At 45.2% G+C, this 26,967-nt stretch carries 5 protein-coding genes; 3 read left to right on the top strand and 2 right to left on the bottom strand.

Translation table 11 applies throughout. From position 1 onward, the window contains the following. Window positions 1-90 precede the first annotated feature (90 nt). The 3 genes from NST79_RS09400 (at window position 91) to NST79_RS09390 (ending at window position 2,798) form a co-directional block, all read left to right on the top strand. Window positions 91-915: an MBL fold metallo-hydrolase gene (locus NST79_RS09400; protein WP_128740346.1), complete on the top strand. Its 825-nt coding sequence runs from the start codon at window positions 91-93 to the stop codon at window positions 913-915. A 78-nt stretch (window positions 916-993) separates the two neighbouring features. Further along, the gene (locus NST79_RS09395; protein ID WP_003231786.1) at window positions 994-1,350 is read left to right on the top strand and encodes a hypothetical protein; all 357 of its coding nucleotides are present in this window, start codon (window positions 994-996) and stop codon (window positions 1,348-1,350) included. Window positions 1,351-1,580: 230 nt separating this feature from the next. Then, window positions 1,581-2,798 (top strand): cytochrome P450, encoded by a 1,218-nt coding sequence (locus NST79_RS09390; RefSeq protein WP_212060452.1) that lies wholly within the window; start codon window positions 1,581-1,583, stop codon window positions 2,796-2,798. A gap of 44 nt (window positions 2,799-2,842) precedes the next feature. Here the strand turns inward: NST79_RS09390 and NST79_RS09385 are convergent, their stop codons facing one another. Together NST79_RS09385 and NST79_RS09380 are read right to left on the bottom strand one after the other, a co-directional pair. After that, window positions 2,843-10,474, bottom strand: coding sequence for a beta-ketoacyl synthase N-terminal-like domain-containing protein (locus NST79_RS09385; RefSeq protein WP_212060454.1), 7,632 nt, complete (start codon window positions 10,472-10,474; stop codon window positions 2,843-2,845). A 14-nt stretch (window positions 10,475-10,488) separates the two neighbouring features. Continuing rightward, window positions 10,489-26,955, bottom strand: coding sequence for a non-ribosomal peptide synthetase (locus NST79_RS09380; protein WP_212060511.1), 16,467 nt, complete (start codon window positions 26,953-26,955; stop codon window positions 10,489-10,491). Window positions 26,956-26,967 lie beyond the last annotated feature (12 nt).

The following is a 26,967-nucleotide window of genomic DNA, read 5'->3' as shown; positions in this document are numbered from 1 at the left end:
AAAGCCAGCAATTCTCTCTCAGCAGAACTGCCGGCTTTTTGTTTGAATATTCATAATCATAATGGAAAATAGATGAAGGAAGTGAAGAAAGTGCCATATTATATCTGCAACACATGCGGTGTGCAACATGCACAGACTGTAGATCCGCCCAACTCGTGTCTGATTTGCGAGGATGAAAGACAGTATATTCATCCCGATGGACAAACTTGGACAACCCTTGAAGACATGCGTGAGAAAGGAAACCTTCAAAACATCCTTAAAAAGGAAGAAGAGCATCTTTACAGCATCAAAACTGAACCAGAGTTTGCGATCGGACAAACAGCCCATCTTATCCAGCATAAGGGCTTCAATGTGCTGTGGGATTGCATGACATATCTTGACCAAAAGACAATTGACCAAATCAACGAATTAGGCGGTATTCAAGCCATCGCCTTGTCTCATCCACATTATTACTCTACTCAAGTTGAGTGGGCTGAAGCGTTTCAGGCGCCGATCTATATCCATGAGGATGATAAAGAATGGGTGACAAGGCCAAGCAATCACATTCACTTCTGGTCAGGGGAAACGCTCAACGTGAAGCCGGGACTGGACCTTTACCGACTGGGCGGACATTTTAAAGGCGGTGCTGTTTTGCATTGGAGCAAGGGCAATGAAGGGAAAGGCTGTCTATTGACCGGAGATATCATTACGGTTGCGGCGGACCGAAACTGGGTCAGCTTTATGTACAGCTACCCAAATCTCATTCCCCTTCCCGCCTCCAAAGTTGAAGAAATAGCAGCCAAAGTAAAACCGCTTCAATTCAACCGGCTTTACAATGCTTTTTCTAAAGTTGTCAAAGAAAATGCCGGCGAAGCGGTCCAGCGTTCTGCCGTACGCTATATCAAGGCTCTCAACAGCGAATTGTTTCATACATAAAGAGTGAGGCGGCTCTTTTCCGTGTAAAAGATGCAGCAATTGGGAATAGTATCGTGTAGATCAAAAGGAGGAATATTGATGGCACACACGAATACACAGCTTTCTCAATGGCTGGAATCAAAAGTCGGCCAGACGCTTGATATTAGAAAAGGTGAATTGACCCATGATGAAGAGATATCAGACTTGGATCAGATTGTTCTCCACCTTCAAAAAGTGGCTATACGCAGTACGAATCATCCTGATGATTATGTTGCGAAAGAAGAGCTCGTTTTAGAAGGCGAAGGAACAACATTCACTGAGGACGGAAACGTACCGCTTCCGCAAAATGCCTATGAGATTCCTTTATTAGGTGACATTCATATTCACCAAGAAAACGAAGGATTGAAGGTCGTAACAGATCGTGCAGTATATACAATTGATATCCAGCACAGCTGAAAGCCACTTTCATCAAAATAATACAGCGTAGCGCCTTTGAGCTTTCGTTCAAAGGCGCTGCTTTATATCGAGCCGTTTTTTCACTTTTTTCGTTCTTCACCCTATTGAATGACTCCTAAAATAGATATATAGTTTTAGAGACAGGATTACATTTCAAATCATTCTGTTTTTGGTAAACTAGTTCAGCAATTTGATTCATCTATTTACCCTATTAGGCGAGGAGAATGCAAATGGAAAAATTGATGTTTCATCCGCATGGTAAAGAGTTTCATCACAATCCTTTTTCAGTTTTAGGACGATTTAGAGAGGAAGAGCCCATTCACCGATTTGAATTAAAACGGTTCGGAGCCACATATCCGGCCTGGTTAATTACCCGATACGATGATTGTATGGCCTTTTTAAAAGACAATCGAATTACAAGAGACGTAAAAAATGTGATGAACCAAGAACAAATCAAAATGCTCAACGTTAGTGAAGATATCGATTTTGTATCCGATCATATGCTGGCAAAAGACACACCTGACCATACCCGCCTGAGATCACTTGTTCATCAAGCATTTACTCCCCGAACCATTGAAAATCTGCGCGGCAGCATTGAACAAATTGCTGAACAGCTTTTAGATGAAATGGAAAAAGAAAATAAAGCGGATATCATGAAATCCTTCGCTTCCCCTTTGCCTTTTATTGTTATATCTGAATTGATGGGAATCCCAAAAGAAGATCGGTCACAGTTTCAAATCTGGACCAATGCGATGGTTGATACCTCTGAAGGTAATAGAGAGCTGACAAATCAGGCTCTTCGTGAATTTAAAGATTATATCGCCAAGCTGATCCATGACAGAAGGATAAAGCCAAAAGACGATTTAATCAGCAAACTTGTGCATGCTGAGGAAAACGGCAGCAAGTTAAGCGAAAAAGAGCTCTATTCGATGCTGTTCTTGCTCGTTGTAGCCGGCCTTGAGACGACTGTTAACTTACTCGGCTCAGGCACACTCGCATTGCTGCAGCACAAGAAGGAATGTGAGAAGCTCAAGCAGTATCCTGAAATGATCGCTACAGCGGTTGAAGAATTGCTGCGATACACCTCACCTGTCGTTATGATGGCAAATCGGTGGGCCATTGAAGACTTTACATATAAGGGGCATTCGATCAAAAGAGGAGACATGATTTTTATAGGCATTGGATCTGCCAATCGCGACCCGAATTTTTTTGAAAACCCCGAAATATTAAATATAAATCGGTCGCCTAACAGACATATTTCTTTCGGTTTTGGCATTCATTTCTGCTTAGGAGCGCCTCTTGCCAGGCTGGAAGGCCACATTGCATTTAACGCACTTCTGAAGAGATTTCCTGATATTGAACTTGCGGTCGCACCTGAAGACATTCAATGGAGAAAAAATGTCTTTTTAAGAGGATTAGAAAGTCTCCCTGTTTCACTTTCAAAATAACATTCAAAACGCCCCCTTTTAAAAGAGGGGACGTTTGTGTTTTCTCAGCGCTTCACCAATTCATCTGTTTCTTTTTCTTCCCTCGCTTCATGTTTCTTCCGGAAAGCCTTAAGGAAATTCGCATTCACTACTCCCCTGTTTGAATAGATCTTTTCGCAAAATTCTAACATGGCTGTTGACGCTTTCGGTTCGGTTAATATCATGAAGTGGTTGCTTGAATCGACATCCACCAGGTGGAAATGGGGAATTTGCCGCTCCCATTCCTCCCAATAGGCAGCTTGATCAAACGGTTCTTTTTCATTTGATAAAGTGAAATAAGTGTCTAAATCACCAAAGAAAGACCTGCTTTTGTTGCGGAAATAATAACATTTTACCGTCTCAGGATCAGGGAGAGGCTTAACAGTGTACGACTCCATATCATAGGCGCGCTGTGTTTTCATCATTTGCTGAGCCTGCGCACGTATTTGCTTATCTGGTTTGTTTAGCCCTCGTTCTTTTGCCAAGTCAATCAACTCAGACAGGAATTCTTCATCCTCTAAGCTTATGTCCACCTCTTCACGGCTGATGAGAACATCCGTAAGTTTTTCCCGTTTCGCAATCGATGCCAGCATCGTATTAATTGTTTGCAGCATTGACGTTTTCATAGATGCCTCATTCTCTTTTGTCTCAGAACGATATGGGGAGTCAATCATCACCATGCTTTTGACAGCAAGGCCTTGGCTTTGCAGCTGGCGAGTGACTTCATATGCAATCATCCCGCCTAAGGAATATCCGCCTACATCATAAGGACCTTCAGGCTGTATGGATCGAATGATCTCTATATAATAGGAAGCCATTTGTTCAATTCCGTGCAAAGGAGCAGAATCAGTCATGAATCCTCTGGCTTGAATGCCGTAAAAAGGGCGCTGGCTCTTTTGTGCAAATTGCTGATAGATTTCAACTCCTCCTACTCCGCCATGGAACCAAAAGACAGGGCGCCCCCGCTTGCCGTCATTTAACGGTATCAATTCCGGAAACGTGCGAGCTTGATCATTTTGTAAGGATGTATCCTCCTTTTTCTTTGCGATCAAGTCCATCATGTCCTGAACAGTATGGCATGCTTGAAGCTCCGTCAAGGCAATGAGAGGGTCCACCTTTGATTGCAATTGCTGTAATAACTGTATGCAAGAAATTGAATCAAATCCATACTGCTGCAATGGCTTATGAGGCTGTAGTTCATCCGGAGCCATCCCTAGTACATTTGCTAATATGTGATGATCGCTGCTGTTGTTGATACGCTCATCCTGTGAAACAGAAGGCGTATTCTCTACTGCTTGAAAGCCGTTCCAGCAGCTTCTCTTTTCAAATGGATAGGTTGGCAACGGTATTCTGCGGGCACCTTTTCCTTGATAAAGCTTTTCCCATGGGATTTGCACCCCTTTTGTCCAGCAAAACGCGATCTTTTCAAGGTTATTTTCAGACAACAAAGTCTCGATCACCATTTCTCTTAATGGACCATCCAGCAAGGCTTCGAGATCTGACGAGCCATTTTCTGCATTTCCGCTAAAGACAGGTACAGAACTCTTCAGCTTATCGCCTTTTTCTGCTAAGCAGGCTTGCAAGCCGATTACCAGTTCTTCTTTACTGCGGACAACGAGCGCCAGGCGGTCTTCCATTTCCTCTCGGCCGGATTGGAGTGTATAAGCATAATCTTGTAATGACAGTGCTTGTTGTTTATTCACATAGTCAAGCTGCTGTTGAACAATTGCTTTTAGCCTGTCTTGATTCTTTGCAGAAAGAACCACAATGTGGGCACCATTCTCACTCATACTAACCGGTGGTTTTGGTAAAGGAATATATTCTTCTAAAATGACGTGCGCATTTACGCCTCCAAAGCTATAGCTGTTGATACTCGCTCTGCGCGGAAATTTTTTGCCTGCATCGTCACTTAAATCCCTCCATTGCTGATTCTCGGCAGTCACTCGGAAACGGGTGCCCTTTATTGACACCTGGTCATTCAAAGACGAAAATCCGGATATGCCTGGTATTGTTTGATGCTTCATCGCCATGCTGACCTTCATAAGAGCAGCCATGCCTGAGACGAGTTCACCGTGTCCGATGCTCGGCTTTAAGCTGCTGATATAACATGGCGCTTCCTCCCGTACTTCCTGTGGAAGGTCCAATTCGAGCTGACTGCAGCCAGACTTTAACGCTTCTATTTCTATCGCGTCTGCCAATGGAGAGGCGATCCCATGCGCTTCTATATAGGTCACCGTTTTGGGATCAATTTGCGCTCCTTGATAAGCCTTCAGCATTGCATCCTTCATGCCGGCCGGATTTGGCGCGTGAAGTGACATTCCCCTGCCGCCATGCGATACCCCTGAACCTTTAATAACCGAATAAATATGATCAGAATCTTCAATGGCTTTTTGCAATGGTTTAATGATGAGAACTCCTGCTCCTTCACTTCTGACAAAGCCATTTGCATCTGCTTGAAAGGATTTGGCCTGTCCTTTCTCACTCAAATAGCCCATTGAGTCGAAGCCAATAAAGCCTTTTGGTGAAAGCAGCAAATTCACAGCCCCGACAATGGCTTGCTCACATTCACCGTTTCGAATGGATTGTATAGCTCTGTGCAAAGCCACTAGAGCTGAGGAACAGGCAGCTTCATAATATTCACTTGGCCCTTTTACATCAAGTGCATAGGATATACGGTTTGGAATTAGGGAAGGAACCACAGCTGTATCCGTATTGCCGGCTGCGACAAATACTCCTGTCGGGCGGCTGGATACAACCTGCCCTGTTAAGCCTGCATCTTCCATCGCCTTCCATGCATGTATCAAGAGCAGAAACTCCTGTGGGTCCATATTCGCCGCTTCTTTAGGCGATATGCCAAAAAACAGGGGATCAAACTCACCTATTCCTTCTATAAAACCGCCCCATTGAAGGCTTGATTGCCCTTCCTTATCGGCTGCGGCATATTTGCGCCAGTCCCAGCGTTCTTTCGGCACTTCAGAGACACAGTTCTTTCCTTGGATAAGGTTATCCCAAAATTCCGTTACGCTGTTTGCTTTCGGAAACTGTCCCGACATGCCGATAATGGCTATGCCGTCTGCTGCGTGTTCGATTGTTTTATCCGTGTTCGTCTCGTATGCCGGAATCTGTTTCATTTGGTTTTCGATTTGAGCTGGGCGTTCTTCCTGCTGATGAGCTTCACCAAACAGCTGAGCAAATGATGCTTCATGTTTGTCCGCAAAAAAGTCGATTAGCTCTTGAATAGTCGGATACTCAAAAAACAGAGTCGGATTTAATTCGATCTTTGTCTCTGCTTCCATCTCCCTTGTCAATGAAACCAATTGAGAAGAATCGATTCCAAAATCCATGATATGCGCTTTTGCAAGAGACAATTTTGACGGATCGGCCATGTTTACTGCCAGTTTATCTGTTACATAGCTTCTGATACGATCTTTCAGATTGCTGGCTTTGATTGCCTTGTTTTGATTTCCTCTTTGATTCGAAATACGAAGCTGTTTAAGCGAGTAGCCCGAGTAGTGCAGCACTGTTTCTGACGACTCATTGATCACATCTACATCAAACAGCAGCATGTCACCTGTATTCTTAACCAATGTAATCAAAAGCCAGCAATCCCCTTTTATCGTTTGCTTTGTAAACTGGATATCATTGATTCCAAACGGCAGGAAGCCGCCTGTCATGTCAAACTGCTCTAAGAAACTGAGGATAGCCAAGTACGCGCTGTTTGTCATCAATGGGCTTACAGTGTAATGGTGCCCGTTTGCCAGCCCGCTTTGGGGCAGGCGAATTTTTGCCAGTATAGACTTGTGATCTCTGTAGAGATGAGTAATTGTCTTAAATAACTCTCCCCATTCAGGACCGTTTCCGGTTTTATACATCTGATCGATGTGATGAAGCTTAGTTAATGAATGCTTAATGTTCTCGATATTGACTTTTTTTGGCTCAAAAGAACCGATTCCGCATTGTCCGATTGCGGCAGGCTTCCACAAACCAGAGGACGGCTCGCGATACATGATTTGCAGTTCTATGACTTGATCTTTTTGCAGCGGCTTTGCCTGAAGTTCAATGGTCTCGCCTTGTTTGATGACAATTGGACTGATATAACTTAATTTGCTGATACGGCCGCTGTTTTCCTCAGGGAACAGGTTAAAAAATGCTTCAACGGCCAGACTGCCATATGTGGCACCGACAAGCACCCGTTCATTGTTGAAGACGTGTCCTTGAACGTAAGGCTCATCATAAGTGAATTGATCTTGAATGACCGGCTGATTGATATTGTCTTCAACATCTGACGATTTCTCATTGATAGACGATACAGCGAAATGAAATGGTGTATTATGGTCAAATGCATAGTGAGGCAGATGAACCCAGCCTGTTCGGTTCCCTATATCAGCTTCTTTAAAAGCAATCGATGCCCCTTGTGCCCATTGCTCTGCTGCGTTTATTTCTCTATCCCTAGATGCTGATTCCGCACATGGCTGTAAATCGAATGATGTATAGATGCCTTGCTGGAGTGAGCTTTCTCTTGATGTTCGGAACACCTTTAGTTTTTCGATCAGCTCTTGAGTCGATGTCACTGTAAATGCAGCCCTATGCTCTAAATTATGGTTTCTCCTGTGTAAAGCCTGTACAACGGGTTCAATATCCAGAGAAGCTTCCTTCTCTAAAAACAATTGCATATTTTCTAGATAGCTAAGCAGGCTCCATTTTGTTTTGGCTGAAAAAACGGCAGTGAATTCCTGCTGGCGGGGAGCGATATGTTCTTTCTCAGGGGCCGTCTCCATATATTCTTCTATAATAAGATTGGCATAGGCTCCCCCCGCTCCGAAGGAATTGATCATGCTTCTGCGAGGCAATTGTTTTCCAGTTTCAGGATCATTCAAGCGATGCCATGGCTCTGTTTGTTCCTGAAGATAGAAAGCCGTGTGCTCCAGCTTAATATTTGGATTGACAGGCATCGCGTTAATTGTCGGCACCAGCGTCCCTTTCTTCATCTGCAGCAGCACTTTTGTCAGCTGAGAAATACCGGAAGCCGCCTCTAAATGCCCCAGATTGGATTTGACAGAGCCTATCGCACAAAACTGTTTCTTGTTTGTATATTGTTGAAACACGTTTGTTAAGGCAATTACTTCAATAGGATCGCCCAGCGCCGAACCATTTGCCGCCGATTCAATATAGCCGATAGTCTCTGGATCAATGCCCGACTGCTGAATCGACTTGACAATTAACTTTGCTTGCTGCTTCGGGTCCGGAGCTGTATACATCTGTCTTCCGCCGCTATGGTTGGCAAAACTGCTTTTGATCACAGCGTAAATATGATCCTGATCTTCCATCGCCTTCGAAAGCGGTTTTAACAGGACAGCTCCGACGCCTTCCCCGGGAATAAGCCCGTTTCCTGTGCCAAAACTTTTGCTTTGATTGCCGCTTCCCAGCAGATTGGCACGCTCCAAAGAATCATATTTAGAGAGATCGAGTGTTAAATTGACGCCTCCAGCAATCGCCATTGAGCAGTTTTTCAATTTCAGGCTTTCACACGCAAGATGTATGGCGTTTAATGAACTAGAGCATGCTGAGCTGACAGCGATACTCGGTCCGGTCAGGTTAAAAAAGTGGGAAACGCGATTTGCAATGTGCCAGTCTCCCCCATTTGAGCTGAGGACTGCCTGCTCTAAAGATGGGATATTCCAAAAATACTGGTTATACATATTCCCTATAAAAACACCTACTCCGTCATCATCCCGCAATTTATCCAGCCGGGTTCGCGTATAGCCGCCGTCCTCAAACGTTTCCCAGACGGTTTCTAAACATAAACGGAGTTCCGGTGTCATTTCCATCACCCGGTTTTGCTCCACCTCAAAAAGCTGATGGTCAAATGCCTCTATATCTTGTAAAAATCCGCCATAGCGTTTCTTATTTGCAGGATTTTTTGGATCTTTTGATAATGTTTTCAATAAAGATGTGCGCCATCTGGATTCCAGTGCCTCTGTAATACAATTGTCTCCGGCGATTAAATGCCCCCAAAGCTCTTCTAAACTGTTAGACATCGGATAGCGCCCGCTTACCCCGATTATTGCGATATCTTCTGTACTAGAATCATTAAAATGTGTTCTTTGCAAATTACTTGTCTTTTCTTTTTTTAGTGGTTCGGTATTTGCTAGCTGAGTTTCAGTGACTTCCTGCTTTGTAACAAAGCGGCGTGTATGAAAAGTAAATGGCTTATTAGGATCTGTACGCTCTGTTTGAAGTGGAGCTTCATTTTTTGCAGGCTTCGTTTTTTCCTTTAACAATGCTGTCCGGAGCTTATTTTCATGCCCCTTTACTAAATATTCGACGAGTTCTTTTGTGTTGTTATGTTCAAATAAAATGGTTTTTGGAAGCTCTCCCGTCACTTTTTCTAATTCACGAATGAAATTCACCTGCAAAATCGAATCAATTCCATACTTCTCAAATGTCGTATCTTCGTGAATACGTTCTGGTGATAGTTTGATTGATTTTGCCAGCGTATGCTTCACAAATTGTGCCGTTTGTTCGATGAGAGAATCGCTTTCATGTGAATGATCGATTTCAGCATTCATTTGTATATGGCTTGGATCTTCTTCTGCCCCCGTTCTCTTCTTTTGACGGACGACTCCGTTACTTTCAGCGGCAATGATCTGCTGGCCGAGCTGATGCGATTGTTCAGCCATAAAGGAAACATAGCGAAATCCTTCACTCTCAAGCACCGTTTTCCAAGTATCCGGATACAGGCCCGGGCAGCCCGGTATGCGGAGATCAGGATCCTCATACAGCCACCAGCCCTCTAAAAGGCCGAACGTCAAATGCGAATATATATTATGATCACTAATTTCATTTAAAAGGAGCAGCCCGTTTTTTTTCAAAACTGCTTTTGCATTTCGCAATGTCTGCCGGATATTTTTTGTGGCATGAAGCACATTTGCCGCGATGACCGCGTCGTAGCCTCCCGCATCAATATGCTGTTCAGACGCCGGCTCCTCGACATTAAATCGTTTATATGTCAAATATGGATTGTCAGGACCATACTCATTTTCTGCATGCATTAAAAAAGCTTTAGACAGATCTGTATAACAATATTCTTTTATATGTGTCTGCCATGCTTTCAATTTTTGAAAAACAGCCGCGCTTGTCCCGCCGGTCCCGGCTCCGATTTCTAATATTCGAATCTTCGCCTCAGGCTCTTGCTTCAGACGTTCTTGCAGATAGGCTGTTAACGTATCTGCAAGAACATCATTAAAATAGTCTGCGACTTGATTGTTTTTATAGATCCCTTCTACTAAATCCATAGATGAATTCGGAAACAGGATATCGGTGGCTGACGCCTTGCCGGTCAGAATCTCCGGCAAGGCTTTAAGTGCTGTCTCCACCAATGTCACCATGGCTTTCATATTATTGTCTTGAAGCAGGTCAGATTTTTGTTCATTCCATTCTTTCCACAGCTCGCTCATGGTGCCTATTGAGCGTGTTGGAACATGTCCGTTCTCCGTTCGCTTGAGAAATTGATGCCGTTCTAAAATCGATTGGCTTTCTTCAAACCATCTGCCATAGAAATTCTCCAATACCGGCTGGGATTTACTTTCTGTGAAAAACCCTATGGACTGTAATTGTGCGAAAAGCATTTTACAGAGAATGTCTTCTGTGTTCAGCATTGGCGCTTCTCCTCCTATAACAGTTGTTGAATCTTTGTGCTGTCACCCGGGTGATAGCTTCGCAGCTTTTGCATGGCGGAGCCGTGAGTTTCCGGGTACACTTCAATCGTTTCTTCTGTCTGTTCCGCTTCATCATTCGTTTCGTTTGCCATTTTCATCATTACTAGCTGCTTCAGCGGTCCCCCGAGCAGCAATTCCAAAGCTTCCATTGCTTCAGGGGCTTCAATTGAGCCTATGCCTGCCTGAGCCATTCTCTTTTGGTAATCCGGTGATGAAACAACACCAATGCTTCCCCAATAACTCCAATTCATCACGGCTACTGTACAAGGCCATACTTGAGACAGCCGCTGTGCAAAAGCATCCTTAAAACTGCAACCCGCAGCGTAATTGCTTTGTCCGGAAGCTCTTGCAAACGATTGTACGGAAGAGAAAAACAAAACAAAATCCAGTGGTTCATGCCGGAAAACTTGGGCCATTCGCACGCTTACATCAACCTTTGCAGCAAGAACGTTTCTGAAACATTCCTCACTCATATTCATCAGGCTTCGGTCTTGTAAGACAATCGCAGAATGGATGATGCCGTTGATTTCATGATGCGTTTGTTTCATTGTTTCATACGCGCGTTCTAATTCCTCTCGGTTAGCCGCATCTGCTTGAATGTAATACGGGGCTGGCCCTAGACGTGCAAGTCTGTCCAGCTTGCTTTGAATGGCTGCATCCTTTTTCCTTCTGCCAATCCAAACGATCTGCGCCTGATATGTTCTGATCATATATTCACTCCACGCCTCACCAATACCGCCAGCTCCGCCTATGACAACATAAACACCTCCGTGCTTATACTTCGTGTGCACCGGTTGATTGTTGTGTACTGGAATCAAACGAAGCTTATGCCAGACCTTGTCTCGATAGGCCCACGTATTCCCTTCTTGATCGGCAGGCAAGGAAAGGAGTTGAGATAACGGCAGGTCTTCGTATTTTTTAACATCGATCAGCTTTGTCTGCCAATTTGGATATTCTTTTGACATTGAACCGATCAGGCCGTGCACCCCGGCATCGACCGGATCGACAATATCATGCTGATCAACATATTGTGTGTTCACCGTCACGACCGTCCAGCTTATCTCCTTCTGTCCATAGCCTAAAGAAAGCATTGCCTTAATGAGCCTATACATTTGAATGACGCCTTGATCTTGGGCTTCAATCATTTCATCGCCGACTTCGCACTCTGTCACACGAGAAGGAGACATCCACACGATGTGGTCAAACGATCCGAGTGCTTCAAGCTGGCCTGTAATTCTATGAATTGATGCGTTCGGCTCAATGTACAGCTCCTTGGCAAACGGAAACTCCCTTTGAACAGCTTTTCTGCTGTTGTCATCCCCTCCGAGGATGACAACACGCTCATCAGCAGGCGAAATGCTCCTCTTCTCCAGCTGCACTCGATCCCATATCGGCGCCATAAGAAGCGCTCCGTTAAGAGTTGCTTTGGAGTTTCCTAGTGATGTGGGCCCGTCTGGCGGTTGTATGCCTTCTTCCAGCAGCCTTGAGGTAATCCCCTTGATTCTTACACACACTCGACCTTGTTCATCACACAAATCAATATCCAGTCTCTGTATTTTGTCCTCATTAGGACGAGATGTCACAGACACCCACATTTTATTTGTACACGGGCTGAATATTTCTAGCTCTTGCAGCGCAAAAGGCAGAGAAAGCTGCTCGTCACCGGAATTCAGCTTTAGCCCGATCGACGCTTGTAAAGCAGAGTCGGCCATACTTGGATGAAGAACGAATTCATTCAGTGTGTGAGTTACACCAGCAGGCAGAGAAAGCTCTGCCAAGGCTTGATTGCGGCCGATGTAAAGCCGATCTATCCCTTGAAAACCAGGTCCGTAGTCAATGCCGATCGCCTTAAACAATTCATAACACTGGTCGTGTGAGAGTGTGCTTAAACTGCATTGGTCTTGAAGCGCGCTGATATCCTGGACTGGAATGTCTCCTGCCCCACGGATTGAAGCACTGCCTTGACAATGTATCTTTCGATCATTGTGTGCAGCCTCTGTATAGACGTTAAAAGCAATCTCGCCGTCCTGCTGGGGATTTAGACTGATATCCACTTGAACAGGCTGGCCATCCGCCACAATCGGCTGCACCCACACAACATTTTTGATGTGAATAACAGATTGTTGATCTTCGGTTCTTCTCACTGCTCTTGTAACGGCAGCATGAACCATCTCAAGATATGCCACGCCCGGCATAACCGGTTTTCCCTTCACCTTATGATCGGCGAAAAAGAACTCAGCACCTGTAAAGGCCGAGCTGAAACGCTGCTCTGACAAATCAGATGTGTTGACATGTATCAATGGATGCAAAGCTGCTGATTCGACTGTTTTTAAAGCTGTTTGATGGGCGGCTGCCTCCTCTTTCGTATCCGTTATCCAGTAGCGTTCTTTCGCAAATGGATAGGTAGGGAGGCTGATGCGTTTCGGCTGTTTGCCGTCATACAGTTTACTCCAGCCTATTTCCATGCCTTTTACCCATAAATCAAGCAGTCTTTCATATATGTGAGGCTCCCAGCTATTGTTGAGCGTTTTCTGTACTTCGTCATCTGATCTCAATGTTTGTGCGATACCTTTTTCTGCTCTGCCTCTGTACATGTACTTCGCATTGGTGCCCCCTTCTATAAAGAGGTTCAGTTTTTCCAGCAAGTCCCCAGTCGAGACAGCGATGATCCCTAATCTCTCCTCCATTGCATCACGCCCCTCTTGGAGTGTATAAGCAATATCAGTGAGGTCACGAGCAGTGATAGATCGCTTGCTGATAAAGTCTGCTAATTGCCGGGCTTGGTCTTTCAGACGATCTTCATCCTTTGCCGACAAAATAAAGATGCCCGGGTGCTGTGCTGTCACAGCTGGTGCTGTTGCAGGATGGGTTGTTTCTTTCGGAATATATTCCTCAATGACCACGTGGGCATTGACGCCGCCTATCCCGAACGAACTGATACCTGCGCGGCGCGGCAGCTCTCGGCCGGCTTCATCCCGAAGCGCCTGCCACTCTCTCGATTCCTGCACAATATAAAACGGGCTGTCATCCAGTCTGATATATGGATTAACAGTTTCACTGTACAGACTTTTGACAAGCGTTTTATGCTTGAGCTGCAATAACACTTTAATGACACCCGCCACACCGGCCGCAAGCGATAAGTGACCGATGTTTGTTTTCGCTGATCCAAGTCCGCAATGGCTGCCATGAACAGCCGGGTCCCCCGTTTTTTCATACAGCTCTTTAAATGCCGCTTTTAAGCCGTTGATTTCTACTGGATCGCCCAGCTCTGTTCCAGTCCCATGCGCTTCAATATAAGTTACGGTTCTTGGATCAATTCCCGCTTTTTCATATGCTGTTTTTACGACATCCGCCTGAGCTTTCGGATTAGGAGTCGTTAGAGAATTTGCGCGGCCACCGTGGTTTACCGCACTTCCTTTAATGACACCGTAAATATGATCACCGTCTCGTTCAGCCGCTGTCAGCTTTTTCAGAAAGAGAATGCCGGCACCTTCACTGACTGCGAATCCATCGGCTTTGTCAGAAAATGTTTTGCATCTTCCTTCTTTGCTCAGCGCCCCGGCTTTATCATAGGCGATATGGCCTTGCGGAGTTACGACCGTGTTGACCCCTCCCGCAATCGCCATTTCACAGTTTCCATTTTCAATGGCGCAAACCGCATGATGAATGGCGACCAAAGAGCTTGAGCACGCAGTGTCGATCGGTTCACTCGGTCCATGAATGTTCAGGAAATAACTGACTCTATTCGGTCCTGCAGAAGGACTCATATTCGCAGCCGCTGAGCCTTCGATGTCTACATTTGACAGAAGTGAACTGTACCCTGTGTTTCCTGTCCCGATGAAGATGCCCGTTTTGGTTCCTGCCAGGCTTCTCGCTGAGTGTCCCGCTTCTTCTACCGCCTTCCACGCATAGGTCATTAACAGGCGCTGCTGAGGCTCCATCTGCTCAGCCTCCAGCGGAGATATGCCGAAGAACAATGGATCAAAGTCAGCTACTTCATCAATAAAACCGCCCCATTTGACGTTTGTTTTATTCGCTTCTTTCAGAGGGTCTCCGTAATACTCCTGCCAATCCCAGCGGTCTTTTGGAACCTCTGTAATACAATCTGCGCCCGATGACAGGTTCTTCCAATATTCCTCAACGTCTTTTGCCTTTGGGAAAACGCCGCTCATCCCAACAATCGCAATAGGCTCAGGCTTGTGATCAGCTTCCTTTTGCATTGGTGTTACCGAAGGTTTTACAAAGCGGTTTTCAGTCGAAAACGTCATATTTTTTATATTCTGTTCGACAGGCTGCATCAGCACCCCAGCTTTGGCAGGCGTTTGAGCTGTAAAAGCATTTGGATATTCTTCTGACAGATACCCTGCAAATGCATAAACAGTTGCGTGCTCAAAGAAGATCGTAGGCGTAAGATCCAGCTTGTACTTCTCATTCAGTGTATTTGCGAATTCAGTTAACGTAATCGAATCAAATCCATATTGATTAAACTCCATGTCCGGGTCAATCTCTTCAGGTTTGATTTTGAGCAATTGAGAGATTGTTTGCTTTAAAACTTCTTGAATGTGATCGAACATATTCCCTTGATCCATTCTTGCTTCAGATGTCACCGGTACTTGCACTGTTTTCATTGGTACATCATCAGAAGACGGCTTTTGAGTCAGCTTTTCCCTCATCATGTCTTTGAATCCTTCCATGACGATGACTTGATCTTTGCCAAATGCCAAACCTTTATACAGCGCTTGAATGCCGGTCTCGGTCCGCATTGGAGTCACACCTGTGTTTTTCAACGTCATGTTTTCAATTTCTTTATTCGCGCGCATGCCGCCTTCTTTCCAGAGCGGCCAATTGATTGACAACGTTTGTCCGTGCCTGTACATGGCGGTTACAAGCGCATTTCGATAAGCAGCATAACTGTCCATAAATGCATTAGCCATTGCATAATCGGCCTGTCCCGCGCTGCCGGCAACACTTGATATTGAAGAAAAGAGGATAAAGAAATCTAACGCAAGATGCTCGGTTGCCTCATCCACATTCACAAGCCCTTTCACCTTAGGAGCGAGAACTTGTGTCAGCTCTTCATTGGTTTTGCTCATAAGATAGTTATCTTTAATCAGCCCAGCGCTGTGAATGACACCATTCAAGTCTTCGTAATCAGACGTAATGCTTGTGATAAGCTCGGAGGCTGCTTCCGTTTGTGTCACGTCAACCTGCCTGTATTCTGCGCGAGCCCCTAATTGCTGAAGTTCGTTAAGCTCCGCCTGCTGATCCGCATTCAACTCGGATCTGCCTGTCAGAATGAGCACAGGCTGTTCGGCTTGACGAGCAATTTCTTTTGCAAAAATAAACCCAAGTCCTCCTGCGCCGCCCGTGATGAGGTAAACACCTTTATCTCTCCACGGCATGCTTATTTCCCGATCATCTATTTGCATTTCATCCAGATCATTGATGTACCGTTTGCCTTTTTCATATTTGATGTGCTGATCTTCTGTGTGCCTTTTATTCTCTTTCAGTTTTTCTATTACACTTTCAATATTTTCATGTGAATCGATTTCAATCGTCTGGCCGATTAGTTTTTTATTCTCCAGGCCGGCGGTTTTAAGGAGCGCCGATAGCCCTGAGAATGAGTACTGCTTTCTTTGTGCAGAGGTAAGCAGCTGGATCAGAACATTGCCCTGAGGTCTGCTTTTGAGAAGACCCTGGACCGTCTCAAGCGCTTGTTCGGCATAATCTTGGAACCTCTCTGCAAGTCCTTCGCGGAATGACTCCAAAACGATGCATTCCGCTCCTGTCATTCTTGATTCAATGCGATCTTTTGAGAGGCCATTCATGTCGCAAAGCATGACAATGTGCCGTTCGTAATGAGGCTCAGGACTATCTTTTTTAAAATCCTTAGGCACCCATTTTTCTTCAAACATCAGGGTTGCCAGCGTTTGATCAGATTCCGCCGATCCAGAGCCGCCTTCTGCTGCTCTGAAAGATAATCCTTTCATCCGTACGCAAACATTGCCGCTCTCATCTAAAATATCAATATCGCGCTTTTGCACCTTATCAGTTGCCTTGCTGCCTTGGCTGTATCTTGCGTATACCCACATTTCTGACGAACATGCTCCGAAGACTTCAAGCTCCTGGACCGCAAAAGGCAGTGTCAGCTGGTTATCCCCGGCGCCTGTCAAAATGCTTGACGCCTGCAAAGCAGAATCCATCAGCCCAGGGTGCATTTTGTATTGGCTGAGCGTATCTGCAGCTGACGGATGCAATGACAATTTTGCCAAAACAAATTGTTCAGCTGTATAGATTTTTTTCACTCCGCGATAAGCAGGACCATATTCAAATCCAATCATTCGATAGGTGTCGTATACTTCGTTTACGCTGAAATGGCTTTCCTGACACTGCTCCCGCAGAGATTGCAAATCAACCGCCGGCAGATTTTCAGCAGGATTCAATACCGCGCTGCCTTGACTGTAGACGATTGACTGTTCGCCAGTAACGTCTGAATGACCATAGATTTCATAAGATATCTCACCATTTTCTCCCGGTAAAAGCCTAATGTGTACTTGCTGCGGCTGATCCTCTACAACAATAGGCCGCACCCACACCGCATTCTTTAGCTTCATGATGCGTGGTACACCTTGTACCTCTGCGGCCTGCTCAACAGCTGCCCGCGCCAATTCAAGATGAGCCACTCCCGGCAAAATCCGTTGGCCTTTCACAACATGATCAGCGAGGAAAAACTCTTCTCCCGTATAAATAGAGCTAAACCTTTGTTCCGAGAGATTCGATGTGTTTTGATGCATTAATGGATGCAGCACGGCTCCGCCAAGGCGGGAGGCTGCTTGATTTGCATCAATGCTGCTGCTTTTTTCAATATGATCAGAAATCCAATAACGGTCTTTTGCGAAAGGATACGTCGGCAAGCTGATGCGCTTTGGCAGATTCTCGCCATACAATTTCCTCCAGTCTACATCAAGCCCCTTTACCCATAATTCAAGCAATTTTGCATACTTTCCCCGTTCCATCCATTTCTCGACGGCTTCTTGAATCTCTTCGTCCTCTGTCAGCATTTGGAGTGTGCCTTTATCAATCCTGCCTTTAAATACATCCTCCACACCGCTTTTCTCCGCTGCAAAGTCTTTTAACTTTTTCTGTAAATCCTCAATGGAACCGGAAATAATCCCGAGACGTTCTTCCATCGCATCCCGTCCGGCTTGCAGTGTATAAGCGATTCGGGCGAGATTTACGTCACTATATGTTTGCTTATCAAGCGCATCTGCCAGCTGCTGTGCATGTTCTTTTAGCCTCGCTTCATTTTTAGCCGATAAAACGAAGATACCCGGATGTTCCGGCGCGATGGATGGTATATTCTCATCGGATGCTTCCGGAATATATTCCTCGATAATCACGTGGGCGTTTACTCCGCCGATTCCAAATGAACTGACACCTGCCCGTCGAGGAAGCTCTTCTCCCCGTTCATTTTTCAGCGCTTTCCATTCTTCCGTTTCCCGTACGATATAGAACGGACTGTTTTTCAGCTGAATGTATGGATTCACGGTTTCGCAATGCAGACTTTTCACTAAGGTTTTATGCTTAAGCTGCAATAATATTTTAATAACTCCTGCTGCACCGGCTGCCAGCGATAAGTGGCCGATGTTTGTCTTTACAGACCCTAATCCGCAGTAAGGATTGGCTGATGTGTCTCCTTCATTTACACCCAATGCTTTAAAAGCTGATTTCAAACCGTTAATTTCAACCGGGTCTCCAAGCTCCGTTCCGGTTCCGTGGGCTTCAATGTAGGTCACGGTTTTCGGGTCGATTCCCGCTTTTTGATATGCCGACTGAATAACATCTGCCTGCGCCTTCGGATTGGGAGTCGTTAAAGAGGCTGCACGGCCGCCGTGATTGATTGCACTGCCTTTTATGACTCCGTAAATGTGGTCTCCCGCTTCTTCAGCCGCTTTTAATTTTTTCAGGAACAGTATGCCGGCACCTTCCCCATGTGCAAAACCATCGGCTTGATTTGAAAACGTCTTGCATTTTCCTTCTTTGCTCAGTGCTCCCGCCTTATCAAAGCTGATATACACCTCAGGAAGGATAATCGTATTTACACCGCCGGCTAATGCCATGTCACAAGTGCCTTCCTCAATTGAAGAGATGGCATGGTGGATCGCCACTAGTGAACTTGAGCACGCTGTATCAATCGGTTCGCTCGGCCCGTGCAGATTAAGGAAATAACTGACCCGGTTCGGACCGACCGATGGGCTCGTATTGGCTGCCGCTGATCCTTCTATTGCCGAGTTCGCTTTAGATAGAAGAGAGCTGTATCCTGTATTTCCCGTTCCGATGAAGACGCCGGTTTTTGTGCCTGACAACCTTTTCGCCGAATATCCTGCATCTTCGATCGCTTTCCAGGCGTAAGTCAGCAGTAAGCGCTGCTGAGGTTCCATTTGTTCAGCTTCACGCGGGGAAATGCCAAAGAATAATGGATCAAAATCTGCAATACCGTCAATAAAACCGCCCCATTTCACGTTCGTTTTATTGACTTCCTTCGCCGGATCACCTTCATATTCACGCCAATCCCAGCGATCTTTCGGGATTTCCGTCATGCAGTCTTTGCCCTCTTTTAAGATGTTCCAGTACGCCTCAACGTCTTTCGCCATAGGGAAAATCCCGCTTATGCCCACAATGGCAATTGGCTCAGGCCCAGCATCACTCTGTATGGCGTTTGGCAGCATGACTTGCTGCTTTCTGCGTCTTTTAGCTTTGGCACGCACGGCTTGTTCCTGTTTCGCGGCAGGCTGAATCTTAGCCGATGCAGCGCGCACAGCAAATGTCTTCGCAAATACCGATTGATATTCTTCTGACAAATGCTTGCCAAACGCATGAATCGTCGGGTGGTCAAAAAATACGGTTGGCGTCAGCTCTAACTGATAGGCGCGATTGATATGGTTGGTGAATTCAGTCATGGAGATAGAATCAAAACCATACACCGTCATCTCGGCATGATCATCAATCGTTTCAAGCTTGACCTTTAACAGCTTGGCGATCTCTCGCTTTAACATCGCCTTTACTTTATCCAGCAAACTGTCTGTATCAATGCTATTTATTTGTTCAGTCATGTGTTCTGCTTCCTTCTTTTCCGTAGGTGCTGAGGCGTTTTTGGCCAGCATGTTTTGTTTTATTTTCTGCACATCGCCTTCGATCACCATTACTTGGTTTGCTTCTGAATGAAGTGCTTGATATAATGCCTGAATTCCTTTTTCTGCCCTCATAGGAACAATACCGGCAAGTTGTACAAGCCTTTTCTCAGTTTCTTGATCGACCTGCATGCCTCCATCTCTCCATAAAGGCCAGTTTACAGAAAGCGTCTTCCCATGCCGCTGGCTGAGGTCGGCAAGCCTATTTCGATAGCCTGCATACATATCCATAAATACATTGGCTGCCGCATAGTCAGACTGGCCAATGCTCCCTAAACTTCCTGAAAGAGATGAAAAGAGAATAAAGAAGTCTAAAGGCAAATCCTTGCTCGCTTCGTCTAGATAAACAAGCCCTTTTACTTTAGGCGCCAGTACATCGTGCAGATCTTTTACCTGTTTATTAACCAGGTAGCTGTCCTTGATGATTCCGGCACTATGAAGAATACCGTTCAGACGGCCATATCTTTTTTGAATGTCGTCAATGAGCTGATAGACTTCAATTTTATTGGTAACATCTGTTTGCCGGTAGGTGATGTCAGCCCCCTTACTATGAAGCTCTTCCAGCTTTTTGCTTTTGCTTTCGCTAAGAGGTGAGCGGCCCGCCAGAATGACTGTCGCATTTTTCGTTTGTTCCGCAATTTCCTTTGCAAAAATATGACCTAGTCCGCCGGCACCTCCTGTAATGAGATAAACACCATTGTCTTTCCACGGTTTGCTGCCGTCTCCTTTTGCCTGTTTGATTTCACGCCAATCAGCAATATACCGTGTCCCGTTTTGATATTTGACATATGAATCGCCGCTCATTTGATTTTCTAACAGTTTGCCAGCGATGCTTTCTCCACTTTCTTCACCGCTGACTTCAATCATTTGGCCGGTTAGTTTGGCATTTTCCTGACAAGCTGTTTTCAGCAGTCCTGTCAACCCTGAAAACAATTGCTGGTCTCCCTCTGCAGAGGTTACGATCTGAACGAGAATGCCGTCTTTCGGTTTCGTACGAATGATCTCTTGTACCTTTTTAAACACTTGTTCTGTATAAGAATGGAAACGCCCATCTACTGAAGAAGGCCTTGCTTCCAGGCTGTATACATGGACATCCTCGATGGCTGCTTCAATTTGTTTTCTCGTCTCATGATCATATTCACATAGGAATACGAGATGCTCTGCATATTTTTTTGCAGCTAAGCTGTCAGCAGCCTTTTGTTCTTGCCAAACGGGCTGGAGCAATAAAGTTTCAGCGTTGATTTTTGATGGTTCGGTTTGTATATCTGCCTCCATCACTCTCGTCGAAAATCCTTTCAGCCGCACGCAGATCATGCCATGCTCATCACATAGGTGAATATCGACTTTCTGTATCAAATCTCCTGGTTTGTTTTTCGAGTTGAATTGAACATAAACCCACATGTCAGAAACGCACTGACGAAAAACCTCAAGTTCCTCCAGTGCAAATGGCAGTGCTGCCTTAAAGTCTTCAGTGTCTGAAAGTTCCGCTCTGACGACATTTTGCAAATATTCAGCCGCCTGTAACGCCCCGTCCATTACACTTGGATGAAGAACATAATCGCCCAACGTATGTGCAACAGATTCTGGCAGTGATAATTTGGCAAGCAGCTGGCCGTCGCCTTTATATACGGCCTCTACACTCTTGTAACCTGGACCGTAATCGGCGCCGATCATCCCTTCATAAAACGAGGCAGCATCCATTTGGCTTTGATCACATTGTTTCTTGATCTTAGAAAGATCCAGTGCTTTTTCTCGCTTTAACTGAATCAATTCCGCTTTACCTTGGTTATATACAACTGGTTCTGCATCAGCGGATTCCGGATCACCATACATCCGATAAGCAATATGTCCGCCATCTTCATCGTAAAGTCCGATATTTACCTGAACCGGCTCACTTCCTGCTACAACCGGGCGAACCCACACGACATTTTTCAGCCTGATTCCAGTTTCATGATCCTCCAATCCGCCAATTCCTTGTTCTATAGCGGCTCTTGCCATTTCAAGCGTGACCGCCGCCGGCAAAATCGCCATGCCTTTAATGATATGCTCGGCAATAAAATACTCTTGTCCTGTGAAAATGGAGCTGAAACGCTGCTCTGACAGAACCGATGTATTATGGTGCACCAAAGGATGCAAACGAGATGGTTCAATTGTTGTGATAGCGCCGGTGCTGCTTTCAGGCCAGTATCGTTCTTCGGCAAAAGGGTATGTCGGCAAGCTGATGCGGCGTGGCTTTATATTTGGATAGAGCCTGCGCCATTCAACGTGAAAGCCATTTGCCCACATCTCGGCAAGCTTTCTCAATTCTTCTTTTGATATCCGCGATGAAGCCATATCATCTGCTTCAGCATTTCCAAGCAGCTGTTCAGCGGATGTCATTCTCGTTTTTTCTCCTTGAATACAGCCTTCTGCGAGCGGCTTTCCAGTCACAAAAGCTTCCAGCTGATGTTTCCACTCTTCCAGATCGTTCACTATAAAAACGATCCTGTTATCCATTGCTTCACGGCCGACTTGGAAGGTATATGCAATATCTCTTAAAGAGAAATGCCTTTGCTCGTCTTGACTGATATAGGACAGCATTTCCTTCGCGTATACTTGGAGCCGTTCACTATTTTTTGCTGATATAGGAATGATGTAAGGCTGATTGCCTTCGTTTTCGGTACCTGCATCAGAAATGTTTTCATATTGCTCAAATATTGCATGGGCGTTAGTTCCGCCAAGGCCGAATGAGCTCAGAGCCGCCCGATGGACACCTGCGTGTTTCTCTAACGATTTTCGTTCACGGACAACATAAAAAGGAGAGCTTTCAAACTTTATATCCGGATTCGGCTCCGTACAGTTGATGGTCGGTGCAAGTTCATTATGGTATAAACTCATCGCAACTTTAATACATCCGGCTAACCCCGCAGCTGTATCCAAATGGCCAATATTCGTTTTCACTGAACCAATTCCGCAAAATTGTGTTTTGTCTGTGTATTGCTTGTACACTTTATTTAGCGCAGACATTTCAATAGGATCGCCTAATTTCGTTCCCGTCCCGTGCGCTTCAATATAACTGACCGTTTCAGGATGAACCTTGGTTGTATCCAATACATGCTGTATCACCTCTGTTTGGCCTTTTACACTTGGCGCATAGAAGCCGGCTTTTTCTGCCCCATCATTATTGATGCCTATTCCGCGCATAATCGCATAAATATGGTCTCCGTCTTTTACGGCATCCACAGCTTTTTTCAGCAGGATGACCGCTACGCCTTCGCCCCCGGCCATTCCGTCCGCCGAAGCATCGAACGCCTTTACATGCCCGTCGCTTGAAAAATTCAACCCGTTTTGGTGCACGTAGCCGATCGCTGATTGTGCGTGCAATGTTGCGCCTCCGACAAGCGCATATTGTGATTCGCCCGATGTCAGGCTTTTGTATGCTTGATATAAACCGACTAGTGATGAAGAACAGTTAGAATGAACAAAATAGCTTGGCCCTTTTAATCCGAGCTTATGTGAGATCATTGTGGGAATGGTTCCGCTTTGGGCTAAAACCCATGAGACATAGCCATCCGGTGATTCATGTCCTTCTGTTGTCTCCTTCGGCAATAACGTTCTATATGAATTGCTGCTTGCAGACATATATACACTTGTTGCCGGAATCTCCTTAGCCACATATCCTGCATCTTCAATCGCTTTCCAGGAGTGCAGCAATAAGAGGCGGAGCTGAGGGTCCATATACTCAGCATCTTTTGGCGAGATTTGAAAGAAACCGGGATCGAATAAGTCTTTCCCTTCGATCACAGATTGCACAGGCACATAGTCAGGATGCTGTATCAATTCTTCGGGAACTCCATTTGCGCGAAGCTCTTCTTCAGAAAAGAATCGTATGCTTTCTTTGCCTTCTTTGATGTGGTTCCAGAAGTCATGATGATTTTTCGCACCCGGGAACTGGCAAGATATCCCCACAATCGCAACACTGTCATCAAAATAAGGGGGAATCTTCTGTTCTAGGTGTTTTCTATCTTTTTTGATATCATAATGATCTTCATTTTGTGTCCCGGCTAGATCTGAGTTTTTCATCTCCAAAATATATTCACTGATTGCACGGATCGTGGAAAACTCAAACAGCTCAGTAACATGAAACTCACAATCGAATTCTTTTTTGATTCGTTCAGCCACAGCTACAGCCAGAAGCGAATCGCCGCCCGCATCGAAAAATCCGTCTTCCGGCCCAAATCCGCTGACCTTGAGCGTTTCCTCCCAAATACGCAGCACCTGATCCTCTATTTCCGTTAATTGCAAGTGATTTGGTTTCCTTCTGTTGAACACGATCTCGCGTTTTTCTAATTCTTTACGGTTCACTTTTCCGCTGGGCGATAATGGAAGCTCATCTAAGCGGATAAAGTGTGAAGGTATCATATATTCGGGCAGACTCGATTTTAGATGAAGGCGCAAATCTTTTGGATTGGCAGAGGCATGTCCGCTTTCCTCTGTATAATAAGCAGCGAGCTGTTGATGGCCCTCAAGCTGCTTCACCACTACCGCCTGATCTAAAATGCCCGGAAATTCACCCAGCTTTGTTTCTATTGCGCCCAGCTCGACGCGAAAACCGCGTATTTTGACTTGGCTGTCAATCCGTCCCAAGTATTCTATGTTGCCGTCAGGAAGCCACCTTGCTGAATCACCCGATTTATATAGCTTCGTCCCTGATTCAAAGGGATTATCAATAAATTTTTCAGCCGTAAGCCCCGGCTTTTTAAAGTAGCCTCTTGCTAAGCCGGCTCCAGCGATGCAAAGCTCACCTGGCTTTCCGATCGGGACAGGCTTCAAATGCTGGTCCACAATATAAATTTTCGTGTTGGAAACAGGCTTTCCAATCGGTGTATGGTGACTTGCGATATCTCCTTTTCCGCATCCGAAATACGCAGCGTAAATGGAGGCTTCTGTCGGTCCGTATATATTTTCAACCCGGCAGTTTGTAAAGAGCGATACCGCCTTTTTCACTAATTCTTTAGGGAAGGCTTCACCTGCAACCATCATATACTTCAGCGGACCGTCCTCTGTGAATCGCTTGTTGTCTTTCGCCATTTCTAAAAAAACATGCAGCATGGCCGACACAAAATTAATGTGAGTCACTTTATATGTTTCAATATAATCCATGCAAAGCTGCGGTGATTTCTCCCCATTAGGCGGAAGAATCACTAGACGGCCATCTCCAATAAACCATCCGAATAATTCTGAGATCGATACATCAAACACATAGTTCGTCTTCAATAAATATGCATCCTCAGCCGTTACAGGATAGTGAGATTCAAGAAAATTCAGGGTATTCATAATGCTCCGATGCTCTACCATAACCCCTTTAGGCTCTCCGGTGCTTCCCGATGTATAAATAATATAAGCGAGGTGTTCCGGTTTTACTTCCCGCTTTAAACCGCTGCTTTGCTGGTCTGTATAACCGTTTCGGCAAGCTAACTCGATATTGATCGCTTTTACATGGCTGCCAGTTAATCCGCTGATCCTATCATGAACGTTAGGTTGGGTGAGGACAATGGATGCCTGACTGTCTTTGAGCATGTACTTTAATCGTTCTTGCGGAAAACTTGGATCTAACGGCACATACGCTCCGCCAGCTTTCAGTATTCCTAAAATTCCGATGATCATATCAAACGAACGCTCTGCACAAATGCCAACGGGCTGTTCAGGTCTAACACCCTGATGTTGAAGGTAGACTGCCACAGATGTGCTTTTTTCATCTACTTCTTTATATGTAAGTGATCTGTCTTCAAACATCACAGCAACCGCATCGGGGGTTTGTTTCGCTTTTTCCTCAAACACCTCATGTATACACTTGTCATTTGCGATGTTTGTCCCTGTCGCATTCCATTGTTCCACCAAATTAGTTTGTTCTTGATTTAATCGCAAAGAGTAGGCTTCAAGCGGCAAAGACGGGTCCTCCATCATGTGCTGCGCGAGCTTCATATAGTTCTCCATCATGCTTTCAATGGAGGACAGTTCATACAAATCAGGGTTGTACAGAAGATGAAGCACTGTTTCATTTTCTTGCTCATATATTTCGAGCGCCAGCTCAAATTCACCCTCTTGCCGAATGTCTTCAATATATTCGATGCCAAGCGTTTGATACGGTTCGAGCACTTTTTGCAAGCCTGTTGCTTGAAAAAAGTTTTGGTACAGAAAAGCTGTTTGAAAAACCGGAGAATCCGCGGCCGAGCGGTCTACATTCAGCTCTCTTACCAATGCAGGGAACGGAAACGCCGCATGATCCAGGCCGTCAGCCACTGTCAGCTGCAGTTCCCGAATAAATGCTGTTAATGGCTGAGATCCGATATTCTTGCTCCGAACAGCCATCATATTGATAAAATAACCGATTAGGGTTTCAAATCTGTCTTCTTGCCGACCCATTGTCGGAACGCCAACAATGATATCCTTTTGTTTTGTATAATGATGCAGCAACACTTTGTAAATGGAGAGAAACACAACCGATTCATTCACATGATTGGTGCGGGCAAACGATTTAATTTGATTGCTCAGGTGATGAGGGAGCAAGCTTTTATAAGCTTGCCCCTTGAATTTTCGTGCTGAAGACCGCGGACGGTCAGCAGGCAAATCAAGAACTGGCAGACTCCCAGACAACTGTTCTTTCCAGTAAGCGAGATGCTCTTCCCCTTCTCTGCCAGTCAGCATCCGTTTTTCCCAATCGACAAAATCGTAATAATCAGCTGTTAATGGCTGCTGCAAGGGCTCAATCCCATTCAGCAATTGTTGATACGCTTCGAATAGCGCCGATATCAATGTCAGCATCGACACACCATCAAATATGATATGGTGAATTGTTATAAGAACAATGCATTCTTCTAACCGATGAAAAAGGTGTGTGCGCCATAACGGACCAGCATCCAACTGGAAAGGTTCTTTTGCTTTTTCTTTTAGAAAAGGAAAGATATCTGCTGATTTCATTGCTGATATATTCTCTTCCACAAAATAAAGATCCTTTGATAACTGAACCGATTGAAATGGAATGCCATTTTCTTCTTGAATCACACTGGCTAAGATCGGATATTGTCTCTGTACAAACAGAAGGGCTTTCTTGAACGTCTCTGCATGTATTGGTTTGCTGAAGCGAAAGCATAAAGGAATATGATATGCACTCATCCCAGGAGACATTTTTTGAAGCATCCACAGCCCTTTTTGCCCTTCTGAAAGCGGGCTTTTCAACTGCCGCTTCATGCCTTTAAGATG

The sequence above is a fragment of the Bacillus sp. PS196 genome (assembly GCF_037963555.1).
Lineage (GTDB): Bacteria > Bacillota > Bacilli > Bacillales > Bacillaceae > Bacillus > Bacillus subtilis.
The sequence above is the reverse complement of the archived record's forward strand: the minus strand, read 5'-3'. Positions and strand labels throughout refer to the sequence as shown.